Origin of the sequence: Flavobacterium aquidurense, assembly GCF_031458035.1 — a bacterium.
GTDB classification, from domain to species: Bacteria; Bacteroidota; Bacteroidia; order Flavobacteriales; family Flavobacteriaceae; genus Flavobacterium; species Flavobacterium aquidurense_C.
Genome location: NZ_JAVDXR010000005.1, coordinates 330385 through 344141, shown reverse-complemented (window position 1 = coordinate 344141; position 13757 = coordinate 330385). Strand labels below are relative to the sequence as shown.

Here is a 13757-nt window from a genome sequence, read left to right as displayed (position 1 = left end):
TAATTTAATTTGATGATTCTAAAACATTAATTTTCCCTGTTAATTTTTCCTTCCAATTACTCCAATTGTATTTTTTACTAAAAATAAAAAGCAAAGTGGGGTACACCACAACAATAGGCAGAATAACATCCAGCCCAGCTGATGGCTCAGAGATATCTCTAAAAATTGAATAAGTCTGAAAGACAGTCCAATCTGAAGTAACTAATAAGGCACCAACTAAATTATTAGCGGCATGAAATCCTATTGCCAATTCAATACCTTCGTCCATAAGAGTAATTATCCCTAAAAACAGACCGGTTCCTATATAATAAATCATAATAATATAACCCATTTTTGCTACTTCGGGATTAAATACGTGCATTGACCCAAATATTAGAGAGGTCATTATCAGCGGAAACCATTTGTTTTGAGCTAAATTGGCAAATCCCTGCATTAAATATCCTCTAAAAACATATTCTTCGGTACTGGTTTGTATTGGTATCAATATAGCACCTATCAAGAATAAAATTAAAAAAGGAACTAATTTAAAATTCCAGACAAAATTTTCAGGAGCCTTCAAATAAACCAGCCAAAAACTAATTACAGAAAAGAAGGACCACAAGGAAAAAGAAAATAAAATACGGTTCCAATCTACTTTTTTTCTGGATGTTGTAACTGATAAAAGTGTTTGATTATGCAAATATTTCACAACAAAATAAACCCCCATAAAAGCAAAAGCAAAAGAAATCATTACCAAAAAAAGCGTAAGATTTGGATCAAAAATTTTCATAACCTCCGCATTATCCGTCGGAAAAGCTTTTTTACTTTTAAAAGTAGAATATAAAACGGCTACAGAAAAAGGAATTTGCCCAATAAACGATGCAATAATGATTAAAACAGACCCGACAAGATATAGCCAAAATTTATTCTGAGGTTTAATTCCTTGTTCTAAAAACATAACTTAAATATTTAAAAATGAGAATTCGATTTTAATAAGTAAATCTTACTTTTGGTGTTGCTAAAATACCTATTTCTGCATTAACTATCTTACAATTCATTAAATATAACAAAATGATACAAATTTACCATAATCCTCGTTGCGGAAAATCAAGAACTTGCGTTGCTTTTGTGGAACAAGCAAATCACGAATTCGAAATTATTCCTTATTTAACAGATGTTCCAACATTTGAAGACTTAAAAAAATTACTTGACAAATTAAACCTTCAGCCTCTTCAACTTGTAAGAGTTAAAGAAAAAATATGGATTGAAAATTACAAAGGAAAAACACTAACTCACGATGAAATCATTCAGGCGATGGCTGATAATCCGATTTTAATAGAACGTCCTATTGTAATAAAAGACGGAAAAGCTATAATTGGAAGGGATTTGGACCTTGTTGCTTCCTTTTTAGATTGATTACAAAATACCAAATTAACATTTTTTTATGATTCTATTCATTAAACCAAGACCTACATTTGCCGTCTAAGAGTAAATGAAACTTATAACAATGAAAAAAATCAATTTTGCTGTATTACTTGTTCTTCTATTAACGAGTTTTTACAACTATGCACAACAAGCACCTCCTGGAAAAAATAAGGTAAAAGTTACTGGAAAAGTTTTTGAAAAAGTTAGCAAACAACCTCTTGAATATGCTACTATTTCGATAATGTCCCCAAATGATACAAAAGTAATTGCGGGCGGAATAACCAATCCAAAAGGAGAATTTGAAGTGGCTGTTGCTCCGGGAACTTACGATATTAAAGTTGAATTTATTTCGTTTAAAGCAACTGAAATTAAAGGAAGAAATATTTCAGGAGACACTAATTTAGGAGTTGTAAATTTATCTGAAGATGCAGCACAATTGAATGAAGTTGTTGTTCGTGCCGAAAAATCGACAGTTGAAATAAAACTGGACAAAAAAGTATACAATGTTGGTCAGGATATGATTGTAAAAGGCGGAACTGTAAGCGACGTTTTAGACAATGTTCCATCTGTTTCTGTTGATACGGAAGGAAATGTAAGTTTAAGAGGAAGTGATAATGTCAGAATTTTAATCGACGGAAGACCTTCAAATGCCATAAATGTTGCCGAAGCATTACGTCAGCTTCCGGCAGATGCAATTGACAAAGTTGAAGTTATCACCAACCCATCTGCACGTTATGATGCTGAAGGGGGTTCGGGACTAATCAACATCATTCTGAAAAAAGGAAAAAATCAAGGCTTTAACGGAACTTTTATTGCTTCAACAGGACTTCCTGAAACGTATGGTTTAAGTGCTAATTTGAATTATAAAACAGAAAAATTAAACTATTTTACTACTGCAGGTTATAACTACAGAACTAACGAAGGTGGGGGTTTAACAAATACATCTTATTATAATGCCGATGGTACACCAAAAGGCTTTTTAGATGAAGATCGTGATACAGAAAGAACTTCTGACGGATTTAATGGAAGAGCTGGTATGGAATGGACAGTAGCGAAAAATACGTACTGGACAAACGCTATCAATTACCAAAAAAATTCAGGAACAACGACAGACTTAATTAATTATAATAATTATGATGCTGCCCATGCTTTTACGGGATCTTCATATCGTTTGAATAATGGTGATACGGGAAGCGAAAATATTGAATATACTTCGAATTTAATTAAAAACTTCAACGACAAAGGACATAAACTGACTGCCGATTTATCGATTTCAAGAAATACAGATGATAGTGACAGTAAAATTACGGCTTCGCCAAATTTCAATACTACCTTAAATAATCAGGTTCAGAAACAAGTTCAAATTCAGGCTGATTATGTTTTGCCATTAGGAAAAGGAAGTCAATTTGAAGCAGGATATAAAGGAAGTTTTGGCGACCTAAACAATGAATATTTTGTTAAGGATGGCAATGGTGATCCAATTTCAAACTTGTCAAACACTTTAGAGTACAAAGAAAACATCAACGCCCTTTATACTTCTTACGGATTTAAAGTAAATAAATTCTCTTATTTATTTGGTTTACGTTGGGAAGACACCAACATTCAGGTTAACTTATTGGAAACAAATGATTTCAATACAAAAAAATACAATAACTTATTTCCAAGTGCTTTTGCAAGTTATGAAATTTCAGATCAAAGTAACTTCACAGCCAGTTATAGCAAACGTTTAACCAGACCAAGAGGTCGTTTTATGAATCCGGCGGTTAACTATTCAAGTAATGTTAATATCTTTCAGGGAAATCCTGATTTAGACCCTGCCTTAACAGACAAATATGATATTGGATACATAAAGCGTTGGGAAAAAGTAACTTTTAATACTTCGGCTTACTTTGAAGATACAAAAGATGTTTTCAGCTTTGTCAGAACCCCAAATGGCGAAGTAGTAAATGGTATTCCTGTAATTTTAAGCAGACCTATCAACTTAGGAAAAGAACAAAAATTTGGTTTCGAATTTACATTGAATTACACGCCATTCAAATGGTGGAGACTTAATAGTAACTTCAACCTTTACAACGTAAAAACAACTGGAGAAAATACATACACCGATATTTATGGTAATGATGTAGTTCAGAATCTTGATAACCAAGCCAATTCATGGTTTGCGAGAATCAGTTCAAAAGTTACTTTGCCATACAAAATCGACTGGCAATTAACTGCGATGTATAACGGTGAGCAAAAAACTGCTCAAGGTAAAAACTTAGGTCAGTTTGGTATGAACACTGCTTTAAGCAAAGATGTACTGAAAGACAAAGGAACAATTGCTTTCAATATCAGCGACATTTTCAACTCAAGAATCATGAGATCGTACACTTACCTTCAAAATGACACAACACTTGAGAGTCAAACATCTTATGGTGAAATGCAATTCCGTAAACGTCAATTCAATTTATCGTTTACTTATCGTTTCAACAAAGCGAAAAACGAAAGAGAAAAGAATGCAGCACCAAGAAATGAAGGTGATGGCGGTGGAGAATTCCCTGGATAATATCAGTTAAATTACAATATTGAAAATTCCAAATTCCAATTTTACAAAACTTAATTATTAAGTCTAAATTGGAATTTGGAATTTTTTTATTGGAATTTGGATTTTTTTGGCATAAAAAAAAGGACTCGTAAAAACGGGTCCTTTCTTTATGAAGTCAATTTAAAATTAAATTGATTGCTCTTCTTGTCTTCTTTTTGCTCTTTTCTCTTTGAACATTTCCCAGCTTGCACCCGTAACCCAATAAGATACGAAACCAACTAAGAAAAACATCAACCAAAACCCTATAGTTAGTATGGTCAAGAAAAGTAAAAAGCCTAAGTACTGTGAAAATTCAAACATGTTTTCCGGAATTTTTGAATGTAAGGACAAATGTAAGTTTTATATTTTTCGTTAGCAATAAAAACCAAATCAATTTTTATAAAATCACAATTATACGTATATTTAAACTCATTTTAAATAAGAGAATTTACCTAGAATCCTCCCATTTTTATTGAAACATCTCAAAAACAAGTGAATGCGTTTTTTCAGGAGCTATTTCCCGCTATCCGTTACAATCTTTTGCTTTTTTAAAGAAAAAAAGCAAAAGGATTTTCACTCCTATCGGGGCTAGGAATCACGTTTTCATAATAAATTTCAGTTAACAAAACATTTCACATTTCACATTTCACAAATTACAAATTACAAATTACATTTAATAAAACATTTTACACACAACAATATGAAATACAGAATAGAAAAAGATACCATGGGTGAAGTACAAGTCCCAGCAGATAAATATTGGGGCGCACAAACAGAACGTTCCCGAAATAATTTCAAAATTGGTCCATCAGGATCTATGCCTCCGGAAATCATTGAAGGTTTTGCCTATCTTAAAAAAGCAGCCGCTTACGCTAATCATGACTTAGGCGTTTTATCTATAGAAAAACGTGATGCAATTGCAGCCGTTTGCGACGAAATTCTTGGCGGACAATTGGCCGACCAATTTCCATTAGTAATTTGGCAAACAGGCTCCGGAACACAAAGCAATATGAATGTCAATGAAGTCATTGCGAATCGCGCGCAAGTACTAAAAGGTTTTGCAATTGGCGAAGGTGAACCCATAATTAAAGCCAATGATGATGTTAACAAATCGCAATCGTCAAACGATACTTTCCCAACTGCAATGCACATCGCAGCATATAAAATAGTACTGGAAACCACTATCCCGGGAGTTGAGAAATTACACGCAACCCTATCTGCAAAAGCAGCCGAATTCAAAGATGTCGTAAAAATTGGACGTACACACCTTATGGATGCCACTCCCCTAACCTTAGGTCAGGAAATTTCAGGTTATGCAGCTCAACTATCTTTCGGATTAAAAGCACTTAAAAATACTTTGGCACATTTATCAGAAATCGCTTTGGGTGGAACTGCTGTCGGCACCGGACTTAACACACCAAATGGATATGATGTAAAAGTTGCTGAATATATTGCTCAATTCACCAATCACCCTTTTATAACCGCCGAAAACAAATTTGAGGCTTTGGCAGCGCATGACGCCATTGTAGAAACGCATGGGGCTCTGAAACAATTGGCTGTCTCATTAAATAAAATCGCTAATGATATTAGAATGCTGGCTTCCGGGCCAAGATCTGGAATTGGAGAGATTCATATTCCCGAAAATGAACCAGGTTCATCAATAATGCCGGGAAAAGTAAATCCAACGCAATGCGAAGCCTTGACAATGGTATGTGCGCAAGTAATTGGAAATGATATGGCAATCACCGTTGGCGGTATGCAGGGACAATACGAATTAAATGTTTTCAAACCCGTTATGGCGGCAAACTTTCTGCAATCAGCAAGATTATTGGGTGACGCTTGTATTTCATTCGACGAACATTGCGCGCAAGGAATCGAGCCTAATTATAAAAGAATCAAAGAATTAGTAAATAATTCACTAATGTTGGTAACCGCTTTAAACACTAAAATAGGATACTACAAAGCAGCCGAAATCGCTCAAACCGCCCACAAAAACGGAACAACCTTAAAAGATGAAGCCGTTCGTTTAGGATATGTAACCCCAGAAGATTTTGATGCATGGGTAAAACCGGAGGAGATGGTTTGATTTAATTGTTAATTTTTAATGGTGAATTATTAATTGATTTAGTTTGCGTCATTTGAACTAAGGAAAATGACATCTTTAGGCCACTAACTATTTTTAAATAGTAAAAAAGGGTTTTATAAAAGTTTAAACTTTTATAAAACCCTTTTTTCTTAGGTCAATTATTAATTAACAATTCACCATTTACAATTAATAATTATTTTCCATCTACATAATCTTGCAAATAACTAAATCTCGGAGTCAGTTTTCCGTTTTCAGTTATTTTAGCTCTTTGCAGAATTCCATCTTTGTCTCCGTTAAAAAATGCCGGAATTACATGTTCCATAAATTGCTCGCCAAAACCTTCGCTGGCATCTTTTGGCATTTCGCAAGGTAAATTATCAACCGCCATCACGACAATCGCAGCTGGATGAAAAACATCAACTTCCTTATTTTCTAGTGGAAAATAGCCATAAATTGGCTCCTCAATTGTCGAAGAACGTAATGTGCAGGCAATAGGACCATTTACATCGCACGAAATATCAGCAACAACTCTCAATTTACAATCGCTGGCGTTCAGCATTTCCTGCGTCAAAATCACTGGTGCTGCGCTATCATAAAAGTGACCTGCATAATAAATATCTGAAACTTTCGTAAATTTTTCAAAATCCGAAACATAAGATTCCGGATGTGCAGTAAAATCATTAAAGTCTAAAAACTGTCCGTCAATTCGTTTGTTATATTCTAAAACATCTAACTGTACATAAACAGACTGTGTGTAATTTTTAGTCAAATAATTCTCGACAGTAACTTCTTTAACTTTAATGGCATCCAAAATTTCTTTGACACCGCTACCTACTTTTCCGGTTCCTGTTACAACAAATTTTAAAGGTGGTAATGTAATACGTTTAAGCTGTGTAATTAAAGCTTCTTTTCCAGCCAGCGTTTCTGCTTTTGGCAATTTAAACAATTCGAATTTTATTCCGAAAGCACGAATTCCGTTGTATACGCCAACCATCCCGGCATATTTTCCGAAGCCAATCAAACGACGATTTTCAGTATCAACGATAGTTTCGTGATCGTACAACTCAATATTCTTTTCTAAAATTGCTTTTAACAATTTTCTATTATAAGGTTGTTTTTTGATCGTATGCGAAAAAAAGAAATAAGCTTTGTTTGGAATTAAATTTTCGACCGGAACTTCTTTTACGCCAAATAAAACATCACAATCTGACACATCATCAGTAACGGTAATGCCCATACTTTTGTATTGTACATCTGAAAAAATTCGGATATCTGAACTTTCTACTTCAACTATTGCTTCATGATATTGCTGTTTAAGTTTTGCAAGTTCATTCGGTGCAAACACAACACGCCTGTCAGGTGGGTTTTTTCTTTCTTTTATAATTCCAAATTTCATTTATCTCAGATTAGGATAGGTATTAATATAACTTTTTGAATTCAATTTGTTTCAAATATAACAAAATTAGTTAAAATTTTGTTGCTATTTTCTCATTTCAAACATTTTTATAACGTTAAAAGCTGATGTACAATCGACTAACGAAAAAAGAAGTTAAAATTATGTTAAAGCGAGTTTTTTGAAAACATCAAAAACCCAAAACATAAATATTGAATTCTATATATTTGTTTTTAAAGAACGATGAAAATGAGTCTCCTTAAAAAAACAAATATACCACAAATACTTTTCCTAATTTTAGTTTTAGGCTCTTGCGGAAAAGAAATAAAATCTACTGAAAATACCGCCGTTGCAGTAGAAGATACTTTACCGAAAATGAAACCCGCAGGTCCTGAAAAAAGGCTTTCGGTAAATTATATTAATTCACTTCAGGGAAGAATAAGTCATTTTTACAATAAAAACTGGCCTAACAATAGTATGAACGGAAGTTTTCTGGTTGCCAGAAACGGTCAGATTATTTTTGAAAGATATAATGGATACGCCAATAAAAATGAAGGCACCAAAATAACAGCAGAAACTCCCGTTCAAATTGCATCTGTAAGCAAAGTTCTGACGGCAACTGCAGTTTTAAAACTTGTCAATGCAGGTAAACTTGATCTGGATCAAAAAGTAAATACAATCTTAAAAACTTTTCCGTATGAAGATTGTACGGTTCGAATGCTGTTAAGTCACCGTAGTGGTATGCGTAATTATGCCTATTTTACTGACCACGATAAATCAGTTTGGGACAGACATAATCAGCTTACAAATCAGGATATCTTAAATATTTTGGCAACAAAAAATGTTGGATTAGAATCAAGAACGGGAACTCGTTTTGGTTATTGCAACACCAATTATGCGATGCTTGCCCTTATCATAGAAAAAATTACAGGTTTAAAATATAAGCAAGCGATGTCTGAAATGATTTTCAAACCACTGGGAATGACGCATACTTATATTTTTGATGATGACAAGGATCGTAAAACAATTGTTCCTTCATATAAAGGTAATGGTGCTGAAATTGGTTTTGATTATTTAGATAATGTTTACGGTGACAAAAATGTTTTTTCAACTGTACGAGATCTTTTAAAATTTGACCGAGCAAGAAATGCTCCCGGTTTCTTAAAACCTGCTTTGTTAAAAGAAGTATACACAGGTCAAAGCAACGAACGAAAAGGAACAAAAAATTATGGTTTAGGAATCAGAATGATCAATTGGGAAACCGGTCAAAATTTTTATTTTCATAATGGATGGTGGCATGGAAATACCTCATCATATATTCCGCTTATGAAAGAGCATGTTACAATTATTGCGCTATCAAATAAAATGACCAGAAACACTTACGCCGTTCGTAAACTGGCCCCTATTTTTGGCGATTATCCTTTTAATTTCAAAGACGAAGAATAATGTTATTTTTCTGAAAATTTTATTACCAAACTAACTTCAAATAGTATAAATTTGCAAACTCATTTTTGGGGTCGACTGGTTTTGACAGCAAGTCGAATTGGAAAGTAAGCACGTCGAGCATTGAGACCTTGCTCGTAAATATAAGATCTTACAATTTTACACGGCGAAAATAACTACGCTTTAGCTGCATAATCTGAATTATAGTAAGATTAGCCACGTCCCTATCAGATAGGGAAGCTGGATTCTCCTTGAAAGCCTTGGTTTGTGGCGGTCAGTACAGGGGAACCGTAAAAATAGACCTAGATTTCCATGAGCTTCGGGTGGATTTCGAAATTAAGAAGATAAGTGTTGAGTGGTTGTTCCTGACCTAGCTTAACAACGAAAATCCAATCAGGAAATAAACGTGTAGAAAGCTCTTTAGTTGCTTGTTTGGACCCGGGTTCGATTCCCGGCGACTCCACAAAAAGCCTTGTAATCTCTTGACTACAAGGCTTTTTATTTTAAGGTGCTGTTTTAGGCGCCATCGATGTGCTTATATTGCAAAACTTATTACTTAGAAACTTATAATTTAGTTTAATAAGAAATTCTTCCTTTTCTATTATAGTATTCTATTATTTTCTCTTATTAATATTTCCAAACAAGTACCTCAGCAGTTTTTATTGCCTTTGATCCAATAATAACTTTTACATTATTTGGTAAATTGATATTGTAGATTTTATCCGAATAATTGACCGCTATACCAAATCCGTCACGATAATCTACCATAACGCCTTCCGGATAATCTTCTATGGCGATGTTTTGCTGTTGGTATAATTTTCTTAATACTTGTTTTTCCAGTTCACCATTTTTCGAATCTAAACCAATATAGGTCACGGTACCTTTACCTAATTTATGTAAAATAATTGCAGGAGTTCCTGCGTAAAAATCACCTTCATAGGTTGCCCAAGTTTCTGTTTCTTTATTTGGTTTTAGCAAATCTCCCCAACTAACCCACTCATATTTTTGATTATTAAATTTTATTGTACCGGGAGAATGTGGCATTAGCAAATCATAAGAATCTATTTGAGAACCAATTAAATTCCACATTGGTTCATAAAATTTCGCTTCCCAAAGATGACCTTTACTATTTTGAATTCCAGTTCTGCAACTCATTACTAAATGTCCTCCGTTTTTTGCATACAAAGTTAGTTTATCAATCATTTTCTGGTCAATCATCTGATAGGCAGGCACAATTAAAACTGGATAGTTTGCGAAATTAGTAGTGTCTCTGACGAAATCAACAGGAGCGCCAAAAGATTTTGCGGCTTTATAATATTTTAAGAAATGCCCGATGGTATTCCATTCTTTTGTCTGCTTGTTTAGGTCAATCCCCATAACATTATCGCCATTAAACAGAATTCCGGTTTTACGTTTTAAATAAGAATCCGGTAATGTTGCCTTTGCATCATATTTTTTACGTAAAGTGTCAATTTCTTTAATGAACTGACTAAATTCTTTACCCCCCGGAGTTGGTGTCACACCGTCTGTACCTACGATTCCGTAATGAAATTGCTCATAACCATATAAAGGGGCACGATAGCGATATGTACAGGTAAATTTACTGCCCCCAGCAAAAACATGCCATAACCACATGCGTATACTTCCGGGTAATGGCTGTGGATTAATACTTCCCCAATTTACTTGTCCTGGCTGCAATTCCATACAGCCATACATCCCTTTTAGCGGACGGAAAAAATCATTAGCCATCCCAATACTGGTATAATCACCTACACGATACCCGTTCGGGCCAATGCCTAAACTTCCTCCGTAAACCATATAACGTGTATAGCAATCGAAATTAAATTCTTTGCTCATTCCAACGTAACTTTCACTATAAGCGGCTCTGTAATTAGAAGTTATCCATTGCTCTTTAGTGGCATATTTGCGTATTACAACAGCCTGTTCATCAAGAAAGGTTGCCGTTTCCTGATCGGCAAATCGCAAATGATCTAATTGTGAATGTAAATTCATTCCCCATTCTTTATGAAGCGGAATATTAATCTGCTCAAAATTATTATAGATACCACTCCAGAAACTGTTTCCCCAGGCTTCGTTTAAGGTTTCAATAGTTTTATATTTATCTTTTAACCAATTACGATAACGTTGTTGGGCATCTGTACCATAATCCAAAAAACGGGATGGTTCATTATCTACTTGCCAACCCATTATGCGTTTATCATTTCCATATCTTTTTGCTAATTGTTCAACCATTTTCATTGAATATGCACGATAGTAATTACTTGAAAACGATGCGTGTTGTCTTGAACCGTGATCTGATTTTGTGCCATCTTCATACGTCACAAGCACATCCGGATGCTTGCGAACCAACCATACCGGAGGCGTTGCCGTTGAAGTACACATAATCACTTTCAAATTATATTTTGCAGCAATTGCCAATGCTTTATCAAGCCATTTAAAATCGTAAACGCCTTCCTGTGGCTCCAACTGTGCCCAAGCGAATTCCGCAAAATGGGTATATTCAAAACCCATTTCGGCTATATTTTTTAAGTCGCGATCCCATTGGTTCGGATCCCAATGTTCAGGATAGTAATAAACTCCCACTGTCGTAAGGTCTTTTTTGGGAAAATATTTATCGAATTTTTGAGCACTCGCATTCATACTGAGCAGTATTCCAAATGCAACAAATATTATTTTTGAAAGGTGTTTTTTTAATAGCTGTTTCATATTATCGATTAATTTTAATGGCTTTATTTTTCAGGGGAAATTTTATGAAGAAGACCCGACAGTCCCGATTCCGAAGCTTCGGGACGGGATAATACCTGTCTGGTCTAAAATGACTATTTATTATTAAAATCCACTACTTTTTTGGTTCCATTATTAAACTGAACTAAAATAGTATCGTTTGTCTGCTCAAGACTATTTACAGGAACCAACTCCTCTTTATTCCATTTCTCTCCTGACTTTTTCCATAACATTAAAGTCGCATAAACATTAGACTTCTTTTCATTCGGATTATAATTAGCTGCAACATCAATCACTTTACTGGTTTCACTTTCAGGATGCAAACCTTTAGTAGTTACAACCTCAGCTTTATCCCAACCTAAAAGCGGAATCATAGCCAATTGGTATTTTCCGTTATCAATTATAGTTACTTCTTTTCCGCCAACTTTTTTAGTTGTCGTTGTAATTTCTTTGTCTAATTGTGGCAAAGCATAATGTCCTAATCGCATAGCAACAGCATCCGAACTAGTGTTTTTATCAATTCTTAAAATTCCGTTTGTTAATGGAATATCGGCCAAATTCATTTTAATATTTTCATTGGTTTCCAAAACGGCATCGCGGTAATAAACACCGTCTTCAAATCTTTTGAAAGTAAATAATCGAAGTGGTTCCCATTCTTGTTTTGCATTTTTAAAAACGTAATTCATCGCCACTTCTCCATTGACACCATCTGCCTGCCAAAGAAAAGCACTGTTGTACGCTAATCGATTGTAGTTTTCTGTTGATCTGAATCCTTGCCAGTCATCTTTCTTTTTTTCATGACACCAGGCTCTTATTTCTGATGCTCCAATTGCCGGATAATCTGTAATTAAAATCTTTGGACCATTTTGGAAATCATTGTAAACCTCATCCTTTTTGAATTTGGTTTCCCAATCGCCTTCATTTTCTTTTGCGGTCCAAAACGGATTATCATCTGGCAATAAAAGTCCCATAAAGGCTTTTCCCATCCAATACACACTTCCTCTACAGCTATACACTTGCACGGCAGGTTCGTATGGACCGTAAAAACCAAGTGTCGGAACATTGTCTTTTAGAAATTCCGGATTCTCCAAAAACTGTTTTAAAACTCCAGATGAAATTCTGCGTAACCATCCATTATTAATTTTCGGATCATTTTCTAATCCCATAAAAGGAAGGGCGGCGATCGTGGCAATTCGGTAACTAATGCTTCTTCCAAACATTATCATTTCTCCATTTCGGCTGAACATTAAAGGATAATTCGAATTAAGATCTCTAAAATTGCTTTTAAATTTTGCAGCATATTCAGGGTAATATTTGTTTCCAAAGTATTCAGCCCAAAGTGCTCCGTAAAGTTGAAAACCCCACATACTGTAATAATCATATGCCGGACTGTCGTTATACCATCCATCACCTCTGTAGTCGTTTAAGCATTTTTGCAGATATTCTTCAAGTAATTTCTCATTAACCGCATATCCTTGTTCTTTGAAAAAACTTAATACAAAAATGTTGAAAAACTTCCAGTTCGAAGAGATTGTAGGGCCATCGCCATAACTCAACATTGATTTTGCCAAGGCATTTTTTTGCTCTTGTGGCAATGGTTTCCAAAGCACTTCAGGATTGGTTAGCAGCGACATGGCGATCGCTCCATATTCTACCAAATTTTGGCTTGGTCCTCCATTTTTGGCTCTTGGCGTAATATAAGAAGAACTATTTGGGTCGATTAATTTGCTGAATTGATATCTATAATAATCTGCAACTTTGATGTTATTAATTACCAGATTTGGGTTTTCTTTCAGCAGCGGAGAAGCGATAAATAACGTTCTACTCAAACCTTCCAATTTCTCCGTTGGTACTCTGCTTTCATCCTGCGGATAACTTTTTCCGGGTTGTTTTGGAAACTTCATCGGATCATCCAAAGTATGAATATAACTAAAAGCGCCTTGCAATAAATAAAGTCCGGCGTCTCTCCAATGCTGTTTTGTCATTCCGGTATACGGACTCAATTTATAATCCGGATTGGCAATTTTGAAAACAGTATTGGTATTTTGTTTTTGTTGCGAAAATAAAGACAAGCTAAACATTGTGGTTAAGAACCACATTTTCAAATTATTCATTTTTATATT

At 34.6% G+C, this 13757-nt stretch carries 9 protein-coding genes and 1 other RNA gene; 5 read left to right on the top strand and 5 right to left on the bottom strand.

From position 1 onward, the window contains the following. Nucleotides 1-4 precede the first annotated feature (4 nt). Nucleotides 5-937, bottom strand: a complete 933-nt coding sequence (locus J2X17_RS10665; protein ID WP_310297498.1) for a CPBP family intramembrane glutamic endopeptidase — start codon at nucleotides 935-937, stop codon at nucleotides 5-7. A 113-nt stretch (nucleotides 938-1050) separates the two neighbouring features. Between J2X17_RS10665 and J2X17_RS10660 the strand changes: the two genes are divergently transcribed. Together J2X17_RS10660 and J2X17_RS10655 are read left to right on the top strand one after the other, a co-directional pair. Further along, the gene (locus J2X17_RS10660; protein WP_310297495.1) at nucleotides 1051-1395 is read left to right on the top strand and encodes an ArsC/Spx/MgsR family protein; all 345 of its coding nucleotides are present in this window, start codon (nucleotides 1051-1053) and stop codon (nucleotides 1393-1395) included. A gap of 91 nt (nucleotides 1396-1486) precedes the next feature. Then, complete coding sequence (locus J2X17_RS10655; RefSeq protein ID WP_310297492.1) at nucleotides 1487-3949, top strand: TonB-dependent receptor; 2463 nt, start codon at nucleotides 1487-1489, stop codon at nucleotides 3947-3949. A 165-nt stretch (nucleotides 3950-4114) separates the two neighbouring features. Here J2X17_RS10655 and J2X17_RS10650 read toward each other — a convergent pair whose 3' ends face one another. Then, entirely contained in the window at nucleotides 4115-4288 is a 174-nt protein-coding gene (locus J2X17_RS10650) for a hypothetical protein (protein ID WP_026730387.1), read from the bottom strand. 379 nt (nucleotides 4289-4667) lie between these two features. Between J2X17_RS10650 and fumC the strand changes: the two genes are divergently transcribed. Beyond that, nucleotides 4668-6053 carry a class II fumarate hydratase gene (fumC, locus tag J2X17_RS10645; RefSeq protein WP_310297484.1) on the top strand — a complete coding sequence of 462 codons (1386 nt, stop codon included), beginning with the start codon at nucleotides 4668-4670 and terminating at the stop codon, nucleotides 6051-6053. 193 nt (nucleotides 6054-6246) lie between these two features. On the opposite strand, the gene J2X17_RS10640 is transcribed toward fumC, so the two are convergent. Next, on the bottom strand, nucleotides 6247-7449 hold the full coding sequence (locus tag J2X17_RS10640; RefSeq protein WP_310297481.1) for an NAD(P)-dependent oxidoreductase: 1203 nt from the start codon (nucleotides 7447-7449) through the stop codon (nucleotides 6247-6249). A gap of 240 nt (nucleotides 7450-7689) precedes the next feature. On the opposite strand from J2X17_RS10640, the gene J2X17_RS10635 reads away from it, so the two are divergent. Next, entirely contained in the window at nucleotides 7690-8892 is a 1203-nt protein-coding gene (locus tag J2X17_RS10635; protein ID WP_310297479.1) for a serine hydrolase domain-containing protein, read from the top strand. Between the two features lie 67 nt (nucleotides 8893-8959). Next, nucleotides 8960-9355: a transfer-messenger RNA gene (ssrA, locus tag J2X17_RS10630) on the top strand. A gap of 161 nt (nucleotides 9356-9516) precedes the next feature. Here ssrA and J2X17_RS10625 read toward each other — a convergent pair. After that, entirely contained in the window at nucleotides 9517-11616 is a 2100-nt protein-coding gene (locus tag J2X17_RS10625) for a beta-galactosidase (RefSeq protein ID WP_310297476.1), read from the bottom strand. Between the two features lie 113 nt (nucleotides 11617-11729). Further along, nucleotides 11730-13748, bottom strand: a complete 2019-nt coding sequence (locus J2X17_RS10620; protein ID WP_310297473.1) for a DUF2264 domain-containing protein — start codon at nucleotides 13746-13748, stop codon at nucleotides 11730-11732. Nucleotides 13749-13757 lie beyond the last annotated feature (9 nt).